The organism is Poseidonocella pacifica (genome assembly GCF_900111875.1).
In the GTDB taxonomy this organism is placed as follows: Bacteria; Pseudomonadota; Alphaproteobacteria; order Rhodobacterales; family Rhodobacteraceae; genus Poseidonocella; species Poseidonocella pacifica.
Genome location: NZ_FOJU01000002.1, coordinates 548747 through 573552 on the forward strand (window position 1 = coordinate 548747; position 24806 = coordinate 573552).

Genomic DNA, 24806 nt, shown 5'->3' on the forward strand with positions numbered 1-24806 from the left:
GGTCCCTGCCGTGCGCAAGACGGGGCCAACGCCGCTTTCCAATTCCCGGCATACTGCGCGCCCTGCAGCCCGATGAACTTTTTGCCGCATCGCGCGTTCCAAAGACATGGACACACCCTCCCCCCAAGACCGCGGCCAAGCCGCCGAGCGTCCCGCCGAGATCCCAAGCCCCGGCTGGTGGGACATTCTCAAACGCACCAAGGACGAAATCGGGCGCGATCACGTCTCGGTCGTGTCCGCGGGCGTCGCCTTCTTCGGGCTTCTTGCCATCTTTCCCGCGATCGGGGCGATCATCTCCATTGCGGGACTTTTCCTTGACCCCGCCGACGTTGCGCAACAGCTTGATCAACTCGCCGCGCTTCTGCCGGACAACGCGGCCACCATCATTCAGGATCAGATCGTAAAGGTCACAGGCGGGGATGAAACAGCCACGGGCCTTGCCGTCGCTTTCGGGATACTGCTCGCGCTCTACGGGGCAATGAAGGGGATGAAGACCCTGATGGAAGGCATGAACATCGCCTATGATGAGACCGAAACGCGCGGCTTTGTCATGCAGAACGTTACCGCCTTCGGGCTGACCCTTGCCCTGATCCTTGGCCTCACCCTGAGCTTTGCGGTGATCCTGGTCCTGCCGGCCGTTATCGCTTGGTTTGGTCTGCCTGAAGGCGTGGAGACCGTGATCACTTGGGCAAAGTGGCCCGTGCTCGCGGGCCTGACCATGCTGGGCCTGTCGCTTCTCTATCGGTTTGGCCCTGCGCGGGATAACCCAAAGTGGCGGTGGGTCAGCGTTGGCAGCGTGGCGTCGACCATCCTGTGGGTAGCGGGAACAATCGGTTTTTCGATCTATGCCAAGAACTTCGGTAGCTACAATGAGACTTACGGCACCCTCGGCGGTGTGATCATCCTGCTCACCTGGCTATGGCTGTCATCGTTCATCGTACTGAGCGGTGCGGAATTGAACTCCGAGATGGAGCACCAAACCCGGCGAGACAGTACGACAGGGCCGCCTCAGCCACGCGGACAACGCGGCGCCGTCAAGGCCGACAGCAGGCCAGAGGAATTTGGAGGCGATCCCTCTTCCAAGGACGATTTCACCGAAGGTCCCCGCGCAGGACCGGCATAGGTTCAGGCGGTCAGCGGCATTCGGAAAGTGAAGCTCGTGCGATCTTCGTCTGATTGCACATCGATCCGGCCGCCGTGCCCCTGCGCGATTTGCGACGCGATATAGAGCCCCAAGCCCAGACCGTTCGTTGAGGACATCGCGTCGCCCCGGGCAAACGGCTCGAACAGGCGGGACCGAGCGGAGGCCGTTATCGGGGCCCCGCCGTTTTCCACCTGTAGAACGAATTCCTCGCCCACGGTTTCCGCCCTGACGTGGATCGGCTGTTCCGGATCGCCATGGCTTACCGCGTTGGACAGAAGATTCGAAAGCAGCTGCCCTAGTCTGGGAGGATCGCAGAGCACAGCGCCGCTGATCCGAAGGTCCGCGTTTACCTGTCGTTCCGGGGTGATCGCCCGCACTTCGGCCACCACGTGCTGGAGCGTCTCGTCAAGATTGTCGACGGGTTCGCGCCGGGTAGTCATCCCATCGCCCAGACGGGAGCGAGCGTGATCAAGGATATTCTCGATCAGATCGCTCATGCGATGCGCCGATAACCGCATGAGACGGACCAATTCGGTTGACCGCTCATCCAAGGGACGTTTTGCGAGCATCCGAAGCCCCGCCCGCATAGCGCCGACAGGATTGCGCAGATCGTGACCTAGCACTGCGACGAATTCTTCCCTCAACCGGCCAATATCGATTTCTCTGTCCAGTTGGGCCTGCACGTCCTTGAGCCTCTGCGTGACGTCGAGCACATCGCCGATCATACGCGCGAAATGCCGGAACATCCGCAAGACCCTCGGATCGTCCAACGCGCGGGGATGCGGGTCAATCGCACAAAGCGTGCCAAAGAATTGACCGGCAGCATCGTGAATCGGAATGGAGACATAGCTGCGAAATCCATATTGCTTCGGCGTATGGTGATCGCAATAGAGCGGATCGTTCGGAACATCTGAAATGATGATTTCGCGCTCCGCCGCGCGAACCTCATGGCAAAGCGTGCTCTCGACCGCGAGTTCATCGCCCGGGCCAAGTCCAAAGCCGATGCTGTCTACCGCCCTACAGGTGATCCAACGGGTTTCCGTGACGCGTGCAACCGCGGCAAAGCCCATACCGGTGGCCAGACAGACCGTTTCAAGAAGTGTTGCAACCGTCTCGCTCTCATAGATTTGCTTGATGTCGCGCTCGAAACCCAACGGCAGAACCAATTCTGCCCGGCCGTTCTCTTCGCCCAAGTCGGTCGAGCTGCTCATGAAGAATCCGTTCCTGTCTCGTTATCTCAGCCGAACCGTAAGGGCTGAGAGAGAGCGTGTCACCGCCCTGTGAAAAATGCGACATGTCTCAGTCCAGATTTCGAAGAATAGCCTATCTGAAAAGATTAAGGGCCGCGCAGAGCGCGGCCCTAGGTAGATCTGCTGCCGTGCCCCTCAAGGTAGGACACATCGGATGCTTACTCGATGATCTTGGCGACGACGCCGGCGCCGACGGTGCGGCCGCCTTCACGGATGGCGAAGCGCAGACCGTCTTCCATGGCGATCGGTGCGATCAGTTCTACCGCGAACGACACGTTGTCGCCCGGCATCACCATCTCCGTGCCTTCGGCCAGTGTCACCGTCCCGGTCACGTCCGTCGTGCGGAAGTAGAACTGCGGGCGATAGTTGGCGAAGAACGGCGTGTGACGCCCACCTTCATCCTTGGTCAGGATATAGGCTTCGGCTTCGAACTTCGTGTGCGGCTTCACAGAGCCGGGCTTGCAGAGAACCTGGCCACGCTCAACGCCATCACGATCGATGCCGCGCAGCAGTGCGCCGATGTTGTCACCCGCTTCCCCGCGATCGAGCAGCTTGCGGAACATCTCGACGCCCGTGCAGGTCGTCTTCTTGGTGTCCTTGATGCCAACGATCTCAAGCTCGTCGCCCACGTTCACTACGCCGCGCTCAACACGGCCGGTCACAACCGTACCGCGACCGGAGATCGAGAACACGTCCTCGATCGGCATCAGGAACGGCAGGTCAACCGCGCGTGCCGGTGTCGGGATATACTCGTCGACAGCCGCCATCAGTTCCTTGATCTTCTCTTCGCCGATTTCCGGGTTCTCTCCGTTCATCGCCGCAAGGGCAGAGCCCATGATGATCGGGATATCGTCGCCGGGGTAATCGTAGGACGACAGAAGTTCGCTGATTTCCATCTCGACGAGCTCCAGAAGCTCCTCGTCATCCACCTGGTCAACCTTGTTCATGAACACGACCATGTAGGGAATGCCAACCTGACGGCCGAGCAGGATGTGCTCGCGCGTCTGGGGCATCGGGCCGTCGGCCGCGTTCACAACGAGGATCGCCCCGTCCATCTGCGCCGCACCCGTGATCATGTTCTTCACATAGTCCGCGTGGCCGGGGCAGTCGACGTGCGCGTAGTGACGGTTCTCCGTCTCGTATTCCACGTGCGCCGTCGAAATCGTGATCCCGCGTGCCTTCTCTTCGGGCGCGCCATCAATCTGGTCGTAGGCCCGGAAGTCACCGAAATACTTCGTGATCGCCGCCGTCAGCGTCGTCTTCCCGTGGTCAACGTGCCCGATCGTGCCGATGTTCACGTGCGGCTTGTTACGTGCAAACTTTTCCTTTGCCATGGATTGAGGCGCCTCTGATTTTATGAGCCGAATGGCCCGGGGTTGGTCTCCGCGGCGGACTTATTGGCTCGGAAACGGAAAATCAAGCACGGTTTGATCCGAAGGGGATCAACCTGCTTCGTCGGGGACGAACCATCCGGCTTCGGCATTCTGAGAGACGAGCCAGCGTTCGATCTGTTTGGCAGCCGACGCGGCGAGGTTTGCCAGTTGCGCATCCGCCTTCTGGGTATTGCCCGACCCGACGATCGTCCGTGGAGAGATGGGCTCCGTGACGGTGATCTGATGCGGCTCATCGTTGAGCTTCACTTGCCGCGCATCATCCCAAACCGTGACTTTCACGATCAGAACCGATTTGGGGGTGAAGACGATGGGAATGCCGGGATGCGCCAAGACATAGCCGTCGACGCTGATCCCGAGATGATAGAGCCGGTCCCCTTCGTATCGGCCGAACCGCGCGTCTACCGCGCTCTTGACCGCAGCGGCCAACACGTCGGGCGAAGCCTCACGGGATGCGGGGCCCTTGACCGGATTGGGTGCGACAACGACGTTGTAGCCAAGCGCGAAATCGCCCAGTGGCACCGGCGGCTTGTCAAGATCGTTGGCCGCACAGGCCGCAAGGCCCAGAACCGCCGCAAGAATGATAAATATGCGCGTCATAGTCTCTCCCTCATCGCGGGCCTCTCTATCGCAAGGGCCCAGACTTGCAAAGGAGGGGCTTTGTCCTCCTCCGCGCCTCGCCTATATGAAACCTATGGACATGCCAGCCCCACCACTGCCCGTTCGCGTCCCGCTGGTGACAAAGCCGATGGGTGTCTGGGCCTCGTTACAGGCCTCACGGCGCAATCTGCTGTCCATCATTCCCGAACTTGCCACGCGGCAGCCGATGGTCTCTGGCCGTACCGGCAAGCGTTGGCACATGGTGATGGATCCCGGCGCGATCCGGCATATCCTGAAAGACCACCTGAACGATTACCCCAAATCTCTGGTCACCAAGAACCTGCTCAAGCCTGCCATTGGAGAGTCGCTCTTTATCGCAGAGGGTGCGGAATGGCGCTGGCAGCGGCGGGCAAGCGCGCCAGTGTTTTCCTTCCGTAACGTGCGCAACCTTGCGCCCATCATGACCGCCGCCGCCTCCCGCTCCGCGGATCGCATCGCCTCGGCCGGCCCCCGTGCCATCAACCTCTTTGATGAGATGGTGACCGCCACCTTCGACATCATCTCGGATGTCACGTTCTCGGGGGGTGATGGTTTTGATCGCGACGGCGTGCATCGCGCGATAGATGCCTATATCTCCGACGCTGGAAAGATATCGCTGTTCGACATTCTTGGCCTTCCGGACTGGCTGCCCCGGCCGGGCCGCCTCATGTCCGGCTCTGGCCTTCGCGATATGAAACGGGTTGCGGATGAAGCAATAGATCGACGCAGACAGGCAGGCACGGAAGGTATTCCCGACCTGCTCGACCTTCTGCTCAGCGGCGAGGACCCGGAAACCAAACGCCACATGTCCACCGCGGAATTGCGTGACAATCTGCTGACTTTCATCGTCGCGGGGCATGAAACCACCGCGCTGTCACTGTCTTGGGCGCTCTATCTTTGCGCGTTTGATCAAGGCATCCAAGACCGCGCGCGGGACGAAGCGAGGGCCGTTCTCGGTGACCGCCCCGCCACGGGAGAAGATGTCGACAAATTGCCGCTTGTCCGCGCAATCCTTGATGAGGCCCTGCGGCTCTATCCCCCTGCGGCAATGGTTTCTCGGACGGCACAGGCCCCGGATGAGCTTTGCGGGCGGGAAATACGCCCCGGCGATACCGTGATCCTACCGATTTATGCGCTGCATCGTCACAAACTTCTTTGGGAAGATCCCGACGCGTTTCGCCCCGAACGTTTCACGCATCCCGACAAAGCCGACCGCTACGCTTATCTGCCCTTCGGTGATGGCCCGCGCATCTGCATCGGGGCGAGCTTTGCGCTTCAAGAAGCAGTTATCATTCTGGCGACACTGCTTGCCCGGTTTCGGTTCACCCCCGTCGCGGGCCGTGAGCCGGAGCCGGTGATGATCCTGACCCTGCGCCCCGAAGGCGGAGTGTGGCTCATGGCCGAGGACCTTGCCGGTTAAGCCGGCAGGTCGCCGCGTTTCATCAAGATCAGCTGAACCTCAGAGATTTGGGAAATCCGTGCGGCGGGCGTTTCCCGATACCGCCGCGCTTGCCTTTCCATTCGGACAGGTCGGGCTCATGACGGATTTTTCCGCCACCCATTTCCCAGCGCAATCCCTCTTCCCATTTGAACGTCACGAGGTCGGACAGCCCGCCATCCAGTTCGAGCGAACCCTGACGCCCTCGGGCCATATTGTATTTCTGAATACGCACGCCCTTGCCGCGGCCCATCTCGGGAAGTTCCTCACGGTCGAACACGAGGAACTTGCCGTTCTGGGACACCACCGCCACGTGATCGCCTTCGACCCGCCGGACCAGCGCGGCCCGGTCATCGGCTCCGACATTCAGCACCTGTTTGCCCGCGCGCTTCTGGGCGACGACATCGTCCTCGGGGACGATGAAACCGTTGCCGCCGGTCGTGGCCACGATCAGCCGCCCGCCGGGACGATAGATCATGATGTCGATGATTTCCGCCTCGTTGGGCAGATCCACCATCAGGCGCAAAGGCTCCCCCGTTCCGCGCCCTCCGGGCAGATTCGCGGCAGAAACGGTGTAGAACCGGCCATTTGAGGCGAAGACCAGCAAACGGTCCGTCGTCTCGGCATGGAATAGAAAACGCGGCCCGTCGCCATCCTTGAACTTCAACTCACGGCCCAGATCGATATGCCCGGTCATCGCGCGGATCCAACCCATCTGCGAACAGACGACGGTGATCGGCTCCCGCTCGATCATCGCCTCCAGCGGCACATCCTCGATTTCGGTGGCTTCGGAGAACTGTGTGCGGCGCGCCCCGCCTTCGTAGTCCTTGCCGAACTTTTTCTTCACCTCGCGAAGCTGTTCGGAGATCGCACGCCATTGCAGATCTTCGCCGGCCAGAAGATCTTCGAGCCCCGCGCGCTCCTCCATCAGAGCATCCCGTTCCCGCACAAGCTCCATCTCTTCGAGACGGCGCAAACTGCGAAGCCGCATGTTGAGGATTGCCTCGGCCTGCACATCGGACAGCCCCTCGGCCGGGCCAGCGGCGGGAGAGACGTAATCCTTCTCCGAAGTGGCCCGAACAAAATCACGGCCCCAGTCCTCGCGCATGAGCGCGGCCTTCGGCTCATCGTCATAGCGGATGATGTCGATGACCCGGTCGAGATTGAGGAAGGCGATAATAAACCCTTCGAGCACCTCAAGCCGGTGGTCGATCTTCTCCATCCGGTGCTGGCTTCGGCGGATGAGCACTTCGCGGCGGAAGTCGAGGAAGGCGCGCAGAACCTCCTTCATCGAACAGACCTTCGGCGTCACCCCGTCGATCAGCACGTTCATGTTGAGCGAGAAGCGCACTTCAAGCTCGGTGTTGCGAAAGAGCATTCCCATCAGCATGTCGGGATCAACGTTCTTGGAACGCGGCTCCAGCACGACACGGATGTCGTCGGCGCTCTCATCCCGCACATCGGCCAGAAGCGGGACCTTCTTGGTCTGAATCACCTCGGCCAGCTTTTCGATAAGCTTGGATTTCTGAACCTGATAGGGGATCTCGGTTACGATGACCTGCCATGTGCCCCGGCCCAGATCTTCAACCTCCCACTTGCTGCGCAGCCGGAACGACCCTCGGCCCGTCGCATAGGCCTTGATGATGTTTTCCCGCGGCTCAACGATGATACCGCCCGTGGGAAAGTCAGGCCCGGGAACGAAATTCAGGAGCGTTTCGTCACGCGCATCCGGCGACTTGATGAGATGCAGACACGCGTCGCAAAGCTCGGCAATGTTATGCGGCGGAATGTTCGTCGCCATCCCCACGGCAATCCCGGAAGAGCCGTTGGCCAGAAGGTTGGGGAACGTCGCAGGCAGAACAATCGGCTCGGTCAGCGTGCCGTCGTAGTTGTCCCGGAAATCGACGGCGTTTTCATTCAACCCCTCGAGCAGCGCTTCGGCGACGGCCGTCATCCGCGCCTCGGTATATCGCGAGGCAGCCGGGTTATCGCCGTCGATATTGCCGAAGTTCCCCTGCCCGTCGACAAGCGGGTAGCGGACGTTGAAATCCTGCGCAAGGCGCGCCATCGCGTCATAAATCGCAGCATCGCCATGCGGGTGATAGTTCCCCATCACATCGCCGCTGATCTTGGCCGATTTGCGGAAACCGCCGTTGGAAGCAAGTTTCAGCTCGCGCATCGCGTAGAGGATACGCCGGTGCACGGGCTTGAGACCGTCGCGCGCATCCGGCAGCGCCCGATTCATGATCGTACTGAGCGCATAGGTCAGGTAACGGTCCCCGATCGCGCGCCGCAAAGGCTCTGCTATCGGAGGGGTGGCTTCGGGGGCGTCAGGATCGCGGATGTCGTCGCTCATGAGGGCCTGATACTGTGCGCGTTCGCCCTCGTCCAGCGATGACGTTGCAACCGGAGGCTGCGGGCTTGCACTCTGGCCCGTTGCCCTGCATCAGCAGCACATGACAGAAGGCGCGCGCGAAGTGACCAAGAGTATCCTCATCACGGGCTGTTCCTCCGGGATCGGGCTGGATTCGGCCCGCACCTTGCGTGACCGGGGTTGGCAAGTATTCGCGTCCTGCCGCGCCGAAGATGACTGTATCCGGCTACGGGCCGAAGGATTCCACAGCCCGAGAATCGATTACGAAGACCCTGAGAGCATCGAAACGGGACTGGCGGAGGTTCTTCGCGTCACGGGCGGCCCTCTTGATGCGCTTTTCAACAATGGGGCCTATGCAATCCCAGGTCCTATGGAAGATGTTCCGTCCGACGCGTTGCGCAGGATTTTCGAGGCCAACCTCATCGGCTGGCATGACCTGACCCGCCGCGTCATTCCCGTCATGCGATCACAGGGTCACGGGCGCATCCTGCAATGCTCCTCGGTGCTTGGTCTTGCCGGGGCGAAATGGCGTGGGGCCTATGTGGCAACCAAGTTCGCGCTCGAAGGGATGAGCGACGTGCTCCGCATGGAGATGAAAGACACCGGGATCGATGTCGTATTGATCGAACCGGGTCCGATTGAGACCCCGTTTCGCGACAATGCCATCAAGCAGTTTGAACGCTGGATCGATTGGGAATCCTCCGCCCGCGCCGGGCAATATCGCGACTCGCTGCTCAACCAGCTTTACCGCGGCTCCTCCGGCCCAAGCTGGCCTACATCTGCCGTGACAACCGCCGTGATCCGCGCGCTGGAAGCGCGCCGCCCCAAACCGCGCTACCGCGTCACTACACCGACCACCGTTGTAGCGATCTTCCGGCGTCTCCTGCCGACCCGCCTGCTCGACCGGGTGCTGGACAGGGCGTGACGGTTTTACCCGTTCGCTTTTCGCCCGCGCTCCGCTACATCTGCGATCCACACCGCAAGGAAGCCGACAGATGACCAGTGACCCCCTTTTCCTTCTGCTTGCCGCCGTGATGCTTGGCGTGGTCGTGATCCTCGGGTTGGGGATCATGAATTTCGGCAAGGGCACCGAAGACGCCGCCAAGCGGTCCAACAAGTTCATGCAGTGGCGCATCGCGGCCCAATTCGTTGCCGTGCTGCTCATCCTGCTGTTTCTCTACATGCGCTCGGGAGGCTGAAATGGTCGTACTCAACAAGATCTACACGCGAACCGGCGACCGAGGGGATACCGCCCTTGGCGATGGCGCACGCGTGGCGAAGCATTCCGCGCGGGTTGCGGCGTATGGCACCACGGATGAGCTCAATTCCTTCGTGGGTATTGCCCGGCTTGCCTCCGAGGATGAGACGGACCTCGCCCTGTCGCGCATTCAGAACGACCTCTTCGATCTGGGGGCTGATCTTTGCCGTCCGGGCATGGAGAAGGATGCCGAGGCAGAGTACCCCCCGCTGCGCGTGGTACAATCGCAGGTCGACCGACTTGAGGCAGAGATTGACCTGATGAACAAAGCGCTGGAACCACTGCGCAGTTTCATCCTTCCCGGTGGGACGAAACTCGCGGCCCATTTGCATGTCTGCCGCACCGTTGCCCGCCGCGCCGAGCGGAATGTAACGGAACTGAGCGAAAGCGAGCCGGTGAACCCGGTGGTCATCACCTACCTCAACCGTCTGAGCGATTGGTTTTTCGTCGCGGCCCGCAGCGCCAACAACGGCGGCAAGGATGACGTACTCTGGGTGCCCGGCGCCAACCGCTGAAGTTTTGATCGCCTTCGCCGGAAACCTCACGTCGCCAGCCCTTTCGGAGCCTATTTTCCCCTGTTTCCCCCCGGCCCCCTCCGTTATCAACATGGACGTGTGATGGAGGGCCCGCCGGGGCCGCCGCAATTGAGGGAGATGACTGCCGATGAAGGTTCTTGTGCCTGTCAAACGCGTGATCGACTACAACGTGAAGGTTCGCGTCAAGGCGGACGGGAGCGGGGTCGATCTGGCGAATGTGAAGATGTCGATGAATCCGTTCGACGAAATCGCCGTCGAGGAGGCCATCCGGCTCAGGGAAAAGGGCGCGGCCACCGAAATCGTCGCCGTCTCCATCGGTGTGAAGCAGTCGCAGGAAACGCTGCGGACCGCGCTGGCGATGGGCGCTGACCGGGCGATCCTCATTGTCGCCACCGAGGATGTGCATCAGGACATCGAGCCGCTCGCCGTCGCCAAGCTTCTCAAGGCGGTGATCGACGAAGAGCAGCCAGAGCTCGTCCTGTGCGGCAAGCAGGCCATCGACAACGACATGAACGCCACCGGGCAGATGCTTTCGGCGCTGCTGGGCTGGAGCCAGGCCACCTTCGCCTCCGAAGTGCGGATCGAAGATGGAAACGCCGTGGTGACCCGTGAGGTTGATGGCGGCCTCCAGACGATCAAGGCAAAGCTTCCGGCCATTGTCAGCGTCGATCTGCGCCTGAATGAACCGCGCTACGCGTCACTTCCCAACATCATGAAGGCGAAGAAAAAGCCGCTCGAGGAAAAGACACCCGCCGATTATGGCGTGGACGTCGCGCCGCGGCTCGAAGTCGTCTCCACGACCGAACCGGCGGAGCGCGCTGCGGGGATCATGGTGGGCTCTGTTGACGAGCTGATCGGGAAACTCAAAGAAGCGGGGGCACTCTGATGGCAGTTCTACTTCTGGCCGATGTGGCCAATGGCCAACTAGCAACCGATGCCGTGTCCAAGACGGTGAACGCACTTGCCGCACTGGGCGATGTGCACGTGCTCGTCGCGGGACAGGGCGGTGAAGCCGCAGCCAACGAAGCGGCGACCCTTCAGGGCGTCGCGAAAGTTCTGCTTGCGGGGGACGATGGATTCTCCCATGCGCTCGCGGAGCCGGTTGCCGATCTTATCGTGTCTCTGGCGGGCGACTATAGCCATATCGCGGCCGCTGCGACGACAGATGGCAAGAACGTCATGCCGCGGGTCGCCGCGCTTCTCGACGTTATGATCATCTCCGAGGTGATCAAGGTCATCGATGCCGATACGTTCGAGCGTCCGATCTATGCCGGAAACGCGGTCCAGACCGTGAAATCCCGCGATGCCACCAAGGTGCTGACGGTCCGGACCTCTACTTTCGACGCGGCGGATGCGGGTGGCAGCGCCTCGGTCGAGGCGGTCGATACGGCGGCAACTTCGGGGTTGTCGGAATGGATCGAGGACACTGTTGCAGAAAGCGAACGCCCGGAGTTGACCTCCGCGGGGATCGTCGTCTCCGGCGGGCGCGGCATGGGATCGGAAGAGAGCTTCGCCATCATCGAGAAACTGGCCGACAAGCTCGGGGCCGCTGTTGGCGCCTCCCGCGCCGCTGTCGACTCAGGCTATGCTCCGAACGATTGGCAGGTGGGTCAGACTGGCAAGGTCGTGGCCCCCGACCTCTATATCGCCGTTGGTATCTCCGGCGCGATCCAGCACCTGGCTGGCATGAAGGACAGCAAGGTCATCGTCGCCATCAACAAGGATGAAGAAGCCCCGATCTTTCAGGTGGCCGACTATGGCCTCGTCGCGGATCTCTTCGAAGCGATTCCGGAACTGACCGAGAAACTCTGACCTCGGATCACCAGACCTGCAAAAGCCGCCCTCCTCGCCGGGGGCGGCTTTTTCTGTCTACTCCGCCGCGTCGCGCCGGGGCAGGATCCAGCCCGGACGCGCAAAGTGGCACGTATAGCCGCCAGGATTGCGCAGCAGGTAATCCTGATGCTCCGGCTCAGCCTCCCAGAAATCGCCCACAGGTTCGACCTCCGTCACGACCTTTCCGGGCCATAGCCCGCTCGCATCCACATCCGCAATCGTATCAAGGGCAACTGCCTTCTGCTCCTCGTTCTCGTAAAAGATGGCGGAGCGATACGACATGCCGAGGTCGTTTCCCTGACGGTCCTTGGTGGTCGGGTCGTGGATCTGAAAGAAGAACTCCAGTATCTTGCGGTAGGAAATCCGCTCTGGGTCGAAGGTGATTTCGATCGCCTCGGCGTGGGTGCCGTGATCCCGATAGGTCGCGTTCGGGACGTCGCCGCCGGAATAGCCGACCCGCGTCCGCAGAACACCCTCCATCTTGCGGATGAGATCCTGCATCCCCCAGAAACATCCCCCAGCCAGAACAGCGCGTTCCTCAGCCATCATACGTCCTCCACCTGATCCAAATAATCGCCATACCCTTCGGCCTGCATGTCATCCTTGTGGATGAAGCGCAAAGAGGCCGAATTGATGCAGTAACGCAGCCCGCCACGATCCTGCGGTCCGTCCGGAAAAACGTGGCCCAGATGGCTGTCGCCATGCGCGGAACGCACCTCGGTGCGCACCATGCCGTGGCTCTTGTCGGCAAGTTCGGTGACATGGGCCGGCGCGATCGGTTTGGTGAAACTCGGCCACCCGCAGCCGCTTTCGTACTTGTCACTGCTGGCGAACAGGGGCTCACCGCTGACGATGTCGACATAGATGCCCGGCTCTTTGTTCTTGAGATACCGACCGGTTCCCGCGCGCTCCGTCCCGCTCTCTTGAGTGACCCAGTACTGTTCCTCGTCGAGCGCGGCGATGGCCTCGGGGTTCTTGAAGTAATCCGCCATGGGACCTCCTTTGCTTTCCCCATAGATGGGGCGGCAAAGGTGAAATGAAAACCGCTCCCCGCTCAACTTGGCGTCAGCGAGCGGCGAAATTCCCGCACGGCGGAGCTATCGCAATCGCTCAACGGCCCAGCGCGCGGCCTCCGCCACGGTCTCATCGGGATCAGAGCAGAGCGTCGCAGCTACCGGACCAAGCGCGGGACGCCCCGAATTTCCGATGGCATAGAGAACGTTTCGTACAAAGCGATCCCGCCCGATCCGCTTGATGGGTGAGCCGGAAAAGAGAGCACGGAACCCCGCATCATCCAGCCCAGCCAATTCCGAGAGATCCGGCGAAACCAATTCCTGCCGCGCATGGTACTTGGCCTCGCGGGCCTCTTGCGCGAACTTGTTCCAAGGGCAAACCGCCAGACAGTCGTCGCAGCCATAGATGCGATTGCCCATCCTCTCCCGCAAGTCATGGGGCACGGGGCCCTTGTGCTCGATCGTCAGGTAGGAAATGCACCGCCGCGCGTCGAGCTTGTAAGGCGCGGGGAATGCATCCGTCGGGCAAACATCAAGGCACCGGCGGCAAGATCCGCAGTGATCCACCTCCGCCGCGTCCGGCGCAAGGTCGAGCGTGGTGAAAACCGACCCGATGAAGAACCAGCTTCCCATGTCCCGCGACACGAGATTGGTATGCTTGCCCTGCCAACCCAGTCCTGCGGCCTCCCCCAAGGGTTTCTCGGGAACGGGCGCGGTATCGACAAAGACCTTCACCTCCCCACCCGCATCCGCGATCAGCCATCTCGCCAGCCGCTTCAGGCGCTTTTTCACCACGTCATGATAATCGCGGTTCTGTGCATAGACGGAAATCGCGGCCTTCTCCGGCTCTGCGAGGATATCCAGCGGATCATGCGCAGGCGTATAACTCTCCCCGAGCATGATCACTGAACGGGCCTCCGGCCAGAGAACGTTTGGCGCGCCGCGCCAATGCGCCCGCTCGCCCAGCCATGACATTTGCCCATGGCGGCCCGCGTCCAGAAACTCGGCAAGGCGGTCTGGCACCTGCGGCACCGCATCGGGGCGGCAGATCCGGCAGAGGTCAAACCCCATGTCCTCTGCGGCTTGGGTCAGGCGCGCCTTCAGCTCATCCATGCAGCGTCCCGGCCCCTTGGGCCTGCGAGCATGTGGCCCGGTTCAGAAATCCAGATCAGCATAATGCGCTGGCGGCGGAAACCCTGGCACCTGATCGGCCAGAATGCTTCGGAAGGCGGGGCGGGACTTGATCTTGGCATACCAGTCGCGAACGGTTTCGCTCCGGTTCCAATCCACGTCAGAGATGTAATCCAGACAGGACAGATGCGCCGCCGCGGTGAAATCCGCCAAGGTCATCACATCCCCCGCAAGCCAGCGCCGCCGATCAAGCAACCATGCCATGTAATCAAGGTGATACTTCACCGCCTTGGCCCCGGCCTTGACGTTGCCCGAATCCGGAAAGCCTTTTTTCATGACCTTCTTGTTGACCCGCTCGTACAACAACTTCGCCGTCACCTCGTGGTGAAACACATCGTCGAACCACCCGACCAGACGCCGCACTTCATAGCGCCCATCGGGATCTTCGGGGAGCAATGGCGGCTCCGGCACGGTCTCTTCAAGATATTCGCAGATCGGCAGGCTTTCTGCCATCATCCGCCCCCCAAGCTTGAGCACAGGGACCTTGCCCGCGGGATTGCGGCGCAGGAACTCAGGGTCGCGCTCCCAATAGCGCTCCTCCACAAGCTCCACCTCGATCCGCTTTTCCGCCAGAACGAGCCGAACCTTACGGCAGAAGGGGGACAGGGGTACGTGAAACAGTCTGTTCATGATGGGGGTCCCGGATTGGCTGGGTAGAACACTCTCTCAATGCCGCAGGGATCGGGGCGATTCAACCGTCCGCGCCGAAACAGGCGGCACGCCCATCGCGTCGGATCGTCGCCGCACCGTCGGCAATGCTTCGGGCGCGGAGCGTGACGAAATCGGAAGGTCGCCCCGCATCGCGCCGCTTGGGATCGGGCAATACCGCTGCCAAGCGTGCCGCCTGACTGGACGAAAGCTGCTCCGCGGAGATGCCAAAGCTGCGCTGCGCCGCGGCCTCGACCCCGAAAACCCCTTCGCCAAACTCCGCAACATTGAGGTAGACCTCAAGAATTCGCTGCTTCGGCCATGCGATCTCCACCGCCGGAGTCAGGATCGCCTCAAGCGCTTTGCGCGGCCAACTTCGCCCCTGCCAGAGATAGACGTTCTTCACGACCTGCTGGCTGATGGTGCTTGCGCCCCGCACTTCGCCCCGCGCGATGACCCCCCGGATCGCCGCCATGTCAAAGCCCCAGTGTCGGCAGAAATTCGCGTCTTCTGCTGCCACCGCCGCCCGCGCCATGACCGGCGCGATCCTCTCCATGGGGACCCACTCTTGCGCCACCCCGTCGAGCCGCCGCGATTCGCGCATCATATAGGGGGTCGTGGGCGGATTGATGAACCGATAGCCGAGAATCGCCATGACCAGCAGAGCGCTCAGCACGAGCACCGCACGCAATGCCCATCGCCGAAACCCCACTCTGGGCTTCTCTTTCGTTTTCGCCTTCGCCTTCCCGCGTGCCTTGCCTGCCACTGTCGCAACCTTGTTCCTTTTGCACCGGCCTTCTGCCGCAGCAAGCCCGGCATTCCAAGCACCAGACCCGGATACCGCGCGCACCATTAGGGATTTATTGCGATTCCTTACCCCAAGATTAACCTAGTTTCCGTTAGTAAGGCGCCACAATGTATTCAGTACTCGATCGGCCAGCAGACAGCCCCCATCCGCCAGCCACCCCGGAAACGTCCCCGGCAAGACCTCAGCCACTCCGCCGCGAGGATTCGCCCTCACGTATCGCTGCGGCGGGCCTTGATCTGTCGCCGGAACTCGTCGCGATGACCTATTGCAGCGGCGATTGCATCAAGTTGCTCGAACCGGACGGTCGCCTCGCCTACATGAGCGCCAACGCAGCCCGCGCAATGAAGGATGACACCTCCGGCGCGCTCTACGGAACCTTCTGGTGGGATCTGTGGCCCGATCAACTGCGCGAAACCGTGAAGAGAGCAGTCGGCATCGCGCGCATGGGCCGCCTCGCAAATTTCATCGCGCCCTGCCCCACCGCAAGGGGCATACCCGCATTTTGGGATGTGACGGTTACCGGCATCACCAACGAGCATGGGGAAGTCTGCGAGATACTGGCAGTCACCCGCCGGACGCTGGACAGGCCCCGCCCGCTCTGAGGGGCCAGACCCCTCAGGGGCGCGACAGGGCCCTTGCCTGACGTGGATGGGGCACCGGGCGCGCCGTCGGCGCCCCGTCACCAAGCGGCAGATCAGGGAACAGTATCTCAAGCTCCGCCCGCAGCGCCGCATCCCCTTCGAGCCAGTCCGCACCGGGATTGAAGCTCTCGCTCAGGGTACCTTCGGAACACAGGATCACGGGCGCGTCGCACATCAGGTGCACATAGCGCACGGTATCCATCTCGACCCGGCGTACCGTCTTGTCGTTCACCAGATGCACCGCCGCCACGAGAACCTCCGGCTCACCAAAGAGCAACTCGGCACGCGCGCCCTTGACCAGCATCCGGTGCTGCGGAGAGACAAGCAGCGGCCTCTCGTTGCCGATTGCCCCGGCTTCGAATCGCACGGGGGCCAGTGCCCGCACCCCAGGTACGGCGCTTTCCCCGGCCCAGATCAGCGTTTCCGCCGTCCCGTCTACTGTTGTCACCGCATCCCCGGCGCACAAATCCTCAACTAGAACCCTGCCATCCGGGGTATCGATCAATGTCCCCGCCACAAAGCACGCCGGCCCGAAGCGTGGAATCGCAATATCGTTTTGCTGGCTGACCCAGGTGGAGTTCTGAAAAGTCCCCTCCCTGAGCACGGAATTGTCGGTCGGGGTGAACAGCCTTCGCCCGTCCTGCAGGTAGAAGGTGACCCCCGAAAACGTCTGCGATACACCGTCGATCCGCAGCGTTACCGTATCGCCATCAAAGGTCCGCGTGACCCGGCTGCCATCGATGGTATCCCCATCGCGCCTGCCGATATCGGAATCGTCGTTCACATCCGTGAGCGTCAGGTTGATCGGCGTCAGGACTGTGCCCGTAGACGGCGGCGAATAGGGATCAATTAGGATGAACTGGTCGGTAAAAGACTGGGGCATTGGCATCTCACAAACGGCACGGTCCGACCATCATAGTCGACAAATGCCCCCGCGCCAAACTCAAGCGCGAAGCCATGGGAAACGTGACGCCGGGTCACTTTCAGGAAATCCATTCCGGTAGGAAATCAAAAGGATAGGAGTCGGCCCGTGGCCTGCCTCCGTTAACCTATTGTTCAGCATTCCGTTGCGAAAAGACCCTCTGAACACGTATTCCCCTTTTATCAAATCAATTTGTAAAGGTCGTAAAATGAAGAGCTTCCTACTTGCCGCGACTGCCACGGCCGGACTGGCCCTGATGGCGGCGAACGCCCAAGCAGCAACCATCGTGAATGCGGGCGCGGAATGTGATTCCACCTCCCCCGCAAGCGCACTGCACGCCGGATTCACCGGATCCTATTCCTGCGGGGTCACCGCAGATCGGCGCGACGTGTCCAAAGTCAACGTCGGGGCCGCCGATGGTGCCTTCTTCTCGCTCGGGCTAAGCCCCACGGGCAGCCTCTATGGCGGGTCGGCCGTTTTTGAACTCGGGACCCAGTTCACCGGCCCCATGACCGTTGTTGAGGTCACCAACCCGTCGCAGCACTGGGAAGCCGCGGACGTATTCGTCGGCGCCTCGATCGACGAGCTTTACACCAACATGCAGAACCACCTGTCCATTGGCCGGGTCGACAACGGCAAGGGCGGAAGCGTCGCGGCCTCGTCCTCGATCAACTTCTCCGGCACATACAGCTGGATCGGGTTCATGGACGCCAGCTATGACGAATACGGGATCGACGGAAACAGCTCTGCGGATGGCTTTGACCTCGACAGCTTCACCGTCACCGATGTCGCACCAGTTCCGCTTCCCGCCGGTGTGGCCCTGTTGTTGACCGGCCTCGGCGCATTCGGCATCGCGCGCCGCCGTCGGTAAGACACCCAGGCAGAATTGAAAAACCCCGCGCCGGGAGACCGGCGCGGGGTTTTTTGTTGTCTTTCCCCAAGGGCGGGGCCCGGCGGGGCAATCACTCCGCCGGGATCGAAACGTCCGAAATGGCAATCGGGTGGGACAGCTTGTTGAGCATTTCCTTCGGACAGACCTGAACGAAGTTGTTCAATTCCTCGTCCCAATGCTGCCAGATGTCCTGCGCCTTGCGCGATCCGGTTTCTTCGATGTGCCGCTCGATCAATTCCTCGAGTTGCGTCCGCCAATGATCGACGGTCACCGGACAGGTCACAATCGTCTCGGAGTTCATCAGCGACGCCGCACGGCCTTCGGGATCATAGATATAGGCCATGCCGCCGGTCATCCCCGCCCCGAAGTTGGAGCCGATCTGCCCGAGAATCACCGCAACCCCACCGGTCATGTATTCGCAACCGTTCGATCCGCAGCCCTCGACCACAACCTTCGCGCCGGAGTTCCGCACCCCGAACCGCTCGCCCGCGCGACCGGCGGCAAAGAGATAACCGTCCGTCGCGCCATAAAGCACGGTGTTGCCGATAATCGTGTTCTCCGAAGCCACCAGCGGCGAGGCCATTGGCGGACGGACCACGATGGTTCCGCCCGAAAGCCCCTTGCCCACGTAATCGTTGGCGTCGCCCGAAACCTCCAGCTTGAGACCCGGCGCTGCAAAGGCCCCAAGGCTTTGCCCCGCGCTGCCCGTCAGTTTCACGGTCAGGTGGTTGGGCTGTAGAGAGTTGCGCATCCCGAAGCGCCGCACGATATGCGACGAGGTCCGCGTCCCGACCGTGCGGTGCGTGTTCTGCACAGCATAGGAAAGCTGCATCTTCTCGCCGTCCTTGAGGAACCGCGCCGCATCGCGCACGATTTCCGCATCCAGCGTATCGAGCACCGGATTGCGCGGCTTGTCGCGATTGTAGACGATATCCTTGGCGCCATCGACCGTGATGAGCAGCGGATTGAGGTCGAGATCGTCCAGATGCGCCGCCCCGCGAGATACCTGGCTGAGCAGGTCGGCCCGCCCAATCACTTCATGCAGCGACCGCGCCCCGATGGAGGCCAGCACTTCGCGCACTTCCTGCGCATAGAAGGTGATGAGGTTCACGACCTTGTCCGCGTTGCCGGTGAACTTTCCGCGCAGCGCCTCATCTTGCGTACAGACGCCGACGGGGCATGTGTTGGACTGGCACTGGCGCACCATGATGCACCCCATCGCGATCAGCGCCGCGGTACCGATGCCGTATTCCTCGGCCCCCATCATCGCCGCCATGACGATGTCGCGCCCGGTCCGAAGCCCGCCATCCGTCCGCAGCGTGATGCGCCCGCGAAGGTTGTTCATCGCCAGAACCTGATGCGCCTCGGTAAGGCCCATCTCCCACGGCAGGCCCGCGTATTTGATCGACGTCGCGGGCGATGCCCCGGTGCCGCCATTGTGCCCCGAGACGAGGATCACGTCGGCTTTGGCCTTGGCCACACCCGCCGCGATGGTCCCGACGCCAGAAGACGCCACCAGTTTCACACAGACCTTCACCTCGGGGTTGATCTGCTTGAGATCATAGATGAGCTGCGCAAGGTCCTCGATGGAATAGATATCGTGGTGCGGCGGGGGAGAGATCAGCGTCACGCCCTTGGTCGAGTGCCGCAACCGCGCGATCAGGTCGGTGACCTTCATACCCGGAAGCTGGCCGCCCTCACCGGGCTTGGCCCCTTGGGCCACCTTGATTTCCAGCTCCTCGCACTGGTTGAGGTATTCCGCCGTCACGCCAAAGCGCCCGGAAGCCACCTGCTTGATCTTGGCAGATGGGTTGTCGCCATTGGGTTCTGGCACGAAATGCGCCGGATCTTCGCCGCCCTCGCCGCTGTCGGAGCGCGCGCCGATGCGGTTCATCGCGACGTTGAGCGTCTTGTGCGCCTCTGGGCTGAGCGCGCCCAGCGACATGCCCGGCGTCACGAAGCGCTTGCGGATCGCGGTGACGCTCTCCACCTCTTCGATCGGAATCGGGGCGCCAATCGGCTTGAAGTCCAGCAGGTCGCGCAGGTGGATCGGCGGGTTCGCCTGCATCCGCGCGGAATACTGCTTCCACATTTCATAGCTGGCCTTGTTACAGGCCATCTGCAGCATGTGCATGGACTGCGCGCCCCAAGCGTGGGTCTCGCCCGAACGGCGCGCCTTGTAGAAGCCGCCGATGGGAAGCACGTCCTGCCCCCCGCGCCAGCCAAGCTGATGCACGTCCTCGACCTTCTTCTGAATGCCGTGCACCCCGATGCCGGAAATACGGCTGAGCATGCCGGGGAAATATTCCGCGCACATGGCCCGCGACAGGCCAACGGCCTCGAAGTTGAGCCCCCCGCGATAGGACGAGATGACCGAGATGCCCATCTTGGACATGATCTTGAGCAGACCCTGATCAATTGCCTCACGGTATTTCCGCACGGCTTCGGTCAGCGAAAGGTCAAGCAGGCCGCGATTGATCCGGTCGGCAAGGCTGTCCTCGGCGAGATAGGGGTTCACGACCGTCGCGCCTGACCCGATCAGCACGGCGAAATAGTGCGGATCGATGCATTCGGCGGAACGTACGTTGATCGATGTAAAGGTCCGCAGCCCCTTGCGGGTCAGGTGCGAATGCACCGCCGAAGTCGCGAGGATCATGGGCATCGCGACCTTGGTCTCGCCCTGATGCTCATCGGTCAGGATGATGTGGCCCGCGCCGGAGCGCACGGCGTCTTCGGCTTCGTGGCGGATGCGCGCCAACCCCTCCATCAGCGCGTTTTCCACGCCCGGTGCAAAGGTACAGTCGATCTCCACCACGTCGCTGTCGAAGTTCGCGACCAACTCGGCGAACTGCGCGTTGCCCACGAACGGGCTTTCCAGCACGACGATCTCCGTCTGCGCACTGCTCTCATCGAGCACGTTCTTGAGGTTGCCGAACCGCGTCTTGAGCGACATCACGCGATATTCGCGCAAGGAGTCGATTGGCGGGTTCGTCACCTGACTGAAGTTCTGCCGGAAGAAATGGCTCAGCGGGCGATACAGCTTGGACAGCACCGCAGAGGGCGTATCATCCCCCATGGAGGCCAGTGCCTCCTTGCCGTCCTCGGCCATGGGCGCGAGGATCTGCTCCAGCTCCTCCATCGAATAGCCCGCCGCGATCTGACGCTTGCGCAACTCGCCACCGGAATAGATCGGCGCTTCGGTCACGGTGCCGAGCCTGTCATCCAACTCGTTGATCTTGCCAACCCATTCGCCGAACGGCTGCGCGGCGGAGAGTTTGTCCTTGATCTCCGTGTCGTGATAGAGCTTGCCCTCGGCCATATCGACGGCGAGGATCTGCCCCGGCCCGAGCGCGCCCTTCTCCACCACAGTGCTTTCGTCGATCGGGACCATGCCCGCCTCGGAGCCGGCGATCAGCAGGTTGTCACCCGTCACGACATACCGCATCGGGCGCAGCCCGTTCCGGTCGAGCCCCGCACAGACCCAGCGGCCGTCCGTCATGGCCAGCGCGGCGGGGCCGTCCCACGGCTCCATCACCGAGTTGCAGTAGGAATACATGTCGCGCCACGCCTGCGGCAATTCCAACCGCTGCTTGGACCAGCTTTCGGGCACCAGCATCGTCTTGGCCATCGGCGCGTTGCGCCCGGCCCGGACCAGGACCTCGAACACGGCATCCAGCGCGGCACTGTCGGACGAACCTTGCGGGATGATCGGCTTGATATCCTCGGCCATGTCCCCGAACGCGCCGGAGGCCATGCGGATCTCGTGGCTCTTCATCCAGTTGGTGTTGCCCTTGAGCGTGTTGATCTCACCATTATGGGCCAGCATGCGGAACGGCTGCGCCAGCCACCATTGTGGGAAAGTGTTGGTCGAATAGCGCTGGTGATAAAGCGCAAAGGCGCTCTCGAACCGCTCGTCCTGCAGGTCGGGATAAAAGACCGAAACCTGCTCGGCCAGCATCATCCCCTTATAGATGATCGACCGGCATGACAGCGACGCGATATAAAGAGAGTTGATCCCCGCCGCGCCCGCCGCCTTTTCGATACGGCGACGAATGACGTACAGTTCACGCTCGAATGTCTCTTCGTCCACGCCCTTGGCGTTGGAGATGAGGATCTGTTCGATCTCGGGGCGCGTCGCATTGGCCTTTTCGCCAAGACAGCCAATATCGACCGGTACATGCCGCCAGCCATAGATATAGTGCCCCATGCGCAGCACTTCGGATTCCACGATTGTCCGGCAGCGTTCCTGTGCCCCATGATCCGTGCGCGGCAAAAAGACCTGCCCCACGGCCATGAGTTCCCCGCGGCGCGGCTCATGCCCCGTGCGGGTGATCTGATCATAGAAGAAGTTGACCGGGATCTGGATGTGGATACCCGCGCCGTCGCCGGTCAGCCCGTCCGCATCGACCGCGCCCCGGTGCCAGATCGCCTTGAGCGCGCTGATCCCCGCCTGCACGACCTTGCGCGATGGCCGCCCGTCGATCGACACGACAAGGCCCACACCGCAGGAGGAATGCTCTTCCTCCTCGCTGTAAAGTGCGTTCTCCGCCATCCACTGGCGCTTTGCCTCTTCGGCGGCGGCCCAGTCTGCATCAAAGTTGGTCATGGCGTGATCCCTCCATAAAGCGCCGGGATACGGCTGTGAATTCTGTTGCGGGCCACCGGGCCCCTTCTGTGCTTGCAGCCGCTCAGGCGTCCGCAGATTTCGGGCCGAAACGCGCCCAGGTCTCTTCTTCGGTGAGCCGCGGATGATCCCCCGCGATCTCGTAGCAATCCGGTTTGCGGTCGACGAAAATCTCCCGCTCCAGTGGCACCTCCACCCGCTCCAGCAGGCCGATGGCCACCTCAAAATCCCCCGCGCCGTCCGTCCCATGGTCCAGACGATACCAAAGTGGCGCGCCGCAGCGGGTGCAAAAACTGCGCGAGGCCCAGCCAGAGGAGCGGATCGTTCCGATGGCGTCGCCGCCCGCGTCGATCCTCATCTCCGCCTCCGGCACGGTGACCGCGTGAAGCGCAGAGCCGGTCCAGCGGCGACAGGCATCGCAATGACAGATGCCGTAATCCCCGATCTGGCCTGCGGTGAAGCGCACCGCACCGCACATGCATCTGCCCGTCGTCGCGCCCATCGGGCCTCCCCCTTGCCGGAAGGCAGGTCAGCCTTTGTGACCTACGCCCCGTCTCCCGTCACACGATCGTATGCCGCTGTGTCATACGATTGTCATACACATGTCATACGCCGCCGCGGGCCTATTCCGCGGCGATGGCCGTCGCCCCGTCGAGATACCCCAGGATGGCATCCGCCGTGTCACGACCGTCGCGGATCGCCCAAACCACGAGGCTTGCCCCACGGACGATATCGCCGACCGCATAGACCCCCTCGAGCGCGGTTTGCCCGCTGGTGAATTCCGCCTTGATCGTGCCCCAGCGGGTCACTTCAAGCTCATCCACGCCCCAGAGTTTCGGCAGGTCTTCCGGCTCGAACCCCAGCGCCTTGATGACAAGGTCCGCAGGTTCGACATAATCTGATCCATCAATCAATTCAGGAGCTTGGCGACCCGTCGCATCGGGTGCCCCGAGGCGCATACGCTGCGCAAGAACACCCTCGACCGGCTCCCCGACAAAGCCCTTGGGCGCGGTCAGCCATTCGAACACGACGCCCTCTTCTTCGGCGTTCTGCACTTCTCGCTGCGATCCCGGCATGTTGGCCCGGTCCCGGCGATAGAGGCATTTGACGCTCTCAGCACCTTGCCGGATCGCCGTGCGCACACAGTCCATGGCCGTGTCACCACCACCGATGACCACCACGCGCTTGCCTTTGGCGCTGAGCGAGCCGTTCTCCAGCTCCTCGACCTCATCGCCAAAGCTCTCCCGGTTGGACGCCGTGAGATAGTCGAGCGCGCGCACGATGCCCTCGGCCCCGCTGCCCGGACCACCAAGGTCGCGCGACTTGTAAACGCCCGTGGCAATAAGAACGGCATCATGCTTGCCGCGGATCGCGTCGAACGACAGGTCTTCGCCAACGTTGCAGTTGAGCACGAACTCCACACCGCCTGCTTCGAGTTGCTCGATACGGCGCATTACAACGTGTTTTTCCAGCTTGAAGCCCGGAATCCCATAGGTCAGAAGGCCGCCCGCGCGATCATAGCGGTCATAGACAGTAACCTGTACACCAGCCCGGCGCAGTCGATCCGCCGCCGCAAGTCCGCCCGGTCCAGCGCCGATGATCCCCACGGATTGGTCCCGCTCCTGCTTTGGTGCGGCGGGCTTGACCCAGCCCTTTTCCCAAGCGGTGTCGGTGATGTATTTCTCCACCGAACCGATCGTCACGGTGCCGTGGCCCGATTGCTCGATGACGCAGTTACCTTCGCAGAGGCGATCCTGCGGACAGATCCGGCCACAGATCTCGGGGAAGGTGTTGGTCGCCTGACTGACCAGATACGCCTCTTCCAACCGCCCCTCGGCAGTCAGCTTCAGCCAGTCGGGGATGTTGTTGTGCAGGGGGCAATGTGTCTGGCAATAGGGCACGCCGCATTGGCTGCACCTAGAGGATTGCTCCTTGGCCTTGGCATCGGCGAACTCTGCATAGATCTCATCGAAATCCTGCTTGCGTACACTGGCATCCCGCTTCTTCGGCATGTCCCGCGGCAAGTTCACGAATTTCAGCATTGGCTGCTTCGCCATTGGCTCCCACTCCCGAATTTAGGTGGCTCACCGCTCCACTACCCGACCTGCCCGCGAAAGAAAAGTAAGTAGTGCTGACCTATTTGATAGATTTTTTCGCCTTTGCGTCCATCGCCGTCATTTTTTTCGCGATTTTAGGTATTGATG

At 61.8% G+C, this 24806-nt stretch carries 22 protein-coding genes; 9 read left to right on the forward strand and 13 right to left on the reverse strand.

Features of this window, described 5'->3' with window-relative positions:
• Positions 1–106 precede the first annotated feature (106 nt).
• Positions 107–1123, forward strand: coding sequence for a YihY/virulence factor BrkB family protein (locus BM234_RS07805; RefSeq protein ID WP_092062759.1), 1017 nt, complete (start codon positions 107–109; stop codon positions 1121–1123).
• 2 nt (positions 1124–1125) lie between these two features.
• Here the strand turns inward: BM234_RS07805 and BM234_RS07810 are convergent, their stop codons facing one another.
• The 3 genes from BM234_RS07810 to BM234_RS07820 all read right to left on the reverse strand — a co-directional run bounded on the left by BM234_RS07810 (position 1126) and on the right by BM234_RS07820 (position 4385).
• Positions 1126–2355, reverse strand: coding sequence for a GAF domain-containing sensor histidine kinase (locus tag BM234_RS07810; protein ID WP_092062762.1), 1230 nt, complete (start codon positions 2353–2355; stop codon positions 1126–1128).
• A 197-nt stretch (positions 2356–2552) separates the two neighbouring features.
• Positions 2553–3728: an elongation factor Tu gene (tuf, locus tag BM234_RS07815; RefSeq protein WP_092062765.1), complete on the reverse strand. Its 1176-nt coding sequence runs from the start codon at positions 3726–3728 to the stop codon at positions 2553–2555.
• A gap of 108 nt (positions 3729–3836) precedes the next feature.
• Positions 3837–4385: a hypothetical protein gene (locus BM234_RS07820; protein WP_092062768.1), complete on the reverse strand. Its 549-nt coding sequence runs from the start codon at positions 4383–4385 to the stop codon at positions 3837–3839.
• A 100-nt stretch (positions 4386–4485) separates the two neighbouring features.
• On the opposite strand from BM234_RS07820, the gene BM234_RS07825 reads away from it, so the two are divergent.
• Positions 4486–5844 (forward strand): cytochrome P450, encoded by a 1359-nt coding sequence (locus BM234_RS07825; RefSeq protein WP_425439232.1) that lies wholly within the window; start codon positions 4486–4488, stop codon positions 5842–5844.
• 28 nt (positions 5845–5872) lie between these two features.
• On the opposite strand, the gene BM234_RS07830 is transcribed toward BM234_RS07825, so the two are convergent.
• Positions 5873–8218: a DNA topoisomerase IV subunit A gene (locus BM234_RS07830; protein ID WP_092062771.1), complete on the reverse strand. Its 2346-nt coding sequence runs from the start codon at positions 8216–8218 to the stop codon at positions 5873–5875.
• Positions 8219–8339: 121 nt separating this feature from the next.
• Between BM234_RS07830 and BM234_RS07835 the strand changes: the two genes are divergently transcribed.
• From BM234_RS07835 to BM234_RS07855, 5 genes are all read left to right on the forward strand, one after another.
• On the forward strand, positions 8340–9161 hold the full coding sequence (locus tag BM234_RS07835) for an SDR family NAD(P)-dependent oxidoreductase (RefSeq protein WP_092063305.1): 822 nt from the start codon (positions 8340–8342) through the stop codon (positions 9159–9161).
• Positions 9162–9231: 70 nt separating this feature from the next.
• A complete protein-coding gene (locus BM234_RS07840; RefSeq protein WP_092062774.1) occupies positions 9232–9435 on the forward strand; it encodes a twin transmembrane helix small protein in 204 nt (67 codons plus the stop codon).
• 1 nt (position 9436) lies between these two features.
• Complete coding sequence (locus BM234_RS07845; RefSeq protein ID WP_092062777.1) at positions 9437–10009, forward strand: cob(I)yrinic acid a,c-diamide adenosyltransferase; 573 nt, start codon at positions 9437–9439, stop codon at positions 10007–10009.
• Positions 10010–10157: 148 nt separating this feature from the next.
• Positions 10158–10916, forward strand: coding sequence for an electron transfer flavoprotein subunit beta/FixA family protein (locus BM234_RS07850; protein ID WP_092062780.1), 759 nt, complete (start codon positions 10158–10160; stop codon positions 10914–10916).
• On the forward strand, positions 10916–11842 hold the full coding sequence (locus tag BM234_RS07855; protein ID WP_092062783.1) for an electron transfer flavoprotein subunit alpha/FixB family protein: 927 nt from the start codon (positions 10916–10918) through the stop codon (positions 11840–11842). Before BM234_RS07850 ends, BM234_RS07855 begins: the two co-directional genes overlap by 1 nt.
• A gap of 57 nt (positions 11843–11899) precedes the next feature.
• Here the strand turns inward: BM234_RS07855 and msrA are convergent, their stop codons facing one another.
• The 5 genes from msrA to mtgA all read right to left on the reverse strand — a co-directional run bounded on the left by msrA (position 11900) and on the right by mtgA (position 15427).
• Positions 11900–12409 carry a peptide-methionine (S)-S-oxide reductase MsrA gene (msrA, locus tag BM234_RS07860; protein ID WP_092062791.1) on the reverse strand — a complete coding sequence of 170 codons (510 nt, stop codon included), beginning with the start codon at positions 12407–12409 and terminating at the stop codon, positions 11900–11902.
• Positions 12409–12855: a peptide-methionine (R)-S-oxide reductase MsrB gene (gene msrB / locus BM234_RS07865; RefSeq protein WP_092062794.1), complete on the reverse strand. Its 447-nt coding sequence runs from the start codon at positions 12853–12855 to the stop codon at positions 12409–12411. The genes msrA and msrB overlap by 1 nt, the downstream gene beginning before the upstream one ends.
• 105 nt (positions 12856–12960) lie before the next feature.
• A complete protein-coding gene (gene queG / locus BM234_RS07870) occupies positions 12961–13989 on the reverse strand; it encodes a tRNA epoxyqueuosine(34) reductase QueG (RefSeq protein ID WP_092062797.1) in 1029 nt (342 codons plus the stop codon).
• Positions 13990–14031: 42 nt separating this feature from the next.
• The gene (fzlA, locus tag BM234_RS07875) at positions 14032–14697 is read right to left on the reverse strand and encodes an FtsZ-binding protein FzlA (RefSeq protein ID WP_092062800.1); all 666 of its coding nucleotides are present in this window, start codon (positions 14695–14697) and stop codon (positions 14032–14034) included.
• 61 nt (positions 14698–14758) lie between these two features.
• Positions 14759–15427, reverse strand: a complete 669-nt coding sequence (gene mtgA / locus BM234_RS07880) for a monofunctional biosynthetic peptidoglycan transglycosylase (protein ID WP_245752545.1) — start codon at positions 15425–15427, stop codon at positions 14759–14761.
• A 203-nt stretch (positions 15428–15630) separates the two neighbouring features.
• On the opposite strand from mtgA, the gene BM234_RS07885 reads away from it, so the two are divergent.
• Entirely contained in the window at positions 15631–16125 is a 495-nt protein-coding gene (locus BM234_RS07885) for a PAS domain-containing protein (RefSeq protein WP_092062806.1), read from the forward strand.
• Positions 16126–16138: 13 nt separating this feature from the next.
• Here BM234_RS07885 and BM234_RS07890 read toward each other — a convergent pair whose 3' ends face one another.
• Positions 16139–17047, reverse strand: a complete 909-nt coding sequence (locus BM234_RS07890; protein WP_175501219.1) for a Hint domain-containing protein — start codon at positions 17045–17047, stop codon at positions 16139–16141.
• 247 nt (positions 17048–17294) lie between these two features.
• Here BM234_RS07890 and BM234_RS07895 point away from each other — a divergent pair, with 247 nt between their 5' ends.
• Positions 17295–17957, forward strand: a complete 663-nt coding sequence (locus BM234_RS07895; RefSeq protein ID WP_092062811.1) for a VPLPA-CTERM sorting domain-containing protein — start codon at positions 17295–17297, stop codon at positions 17955–17957.
• A gap of 91 nt (positions 17958–18048) precedes the next feature.
• Here the strand turns inward: BM234_RS07895 and gltB are convergent, their stop codons facing one another.
• From gltB to BM234_RS07910, 3 genes are all read right to left on the reverse strand, one after another.
• Positions 18049–22584, reverse strand: coding sequence for a glutamate synthase large subunit (gltB, locus tag BM234_RS07900; RefSeq protein ID WP_092062813.1), 4536 nt, complete (start codon positions 22582–22584; stop codon positions 18049–18051).
• Between the two features lie 82 nt (positions 22585–22666).
• Entirely contained in the window at positions 22667–23104 is a 438-nt protein-coding gene (locus BM234_RS07905; protein ID WP_245752546.1) for a GFA family protein, read from the reverse strand.
• A 121-nt stretch (positions 23105–23225) separates the two neighbouring features.
• Complete coding sequence (locus BM234_RS07910) at positions 23226–24659, reverse strand: NAD(P)-dependent oxidoreductase (RefSeq protein WP_092062815.1); 1434 nt, start codon at positions 24657–24659, stop codon at positions 23226–23228.
• Between the last annotated feature and the right edge of the window lie 147 nt (positions 24660–24806).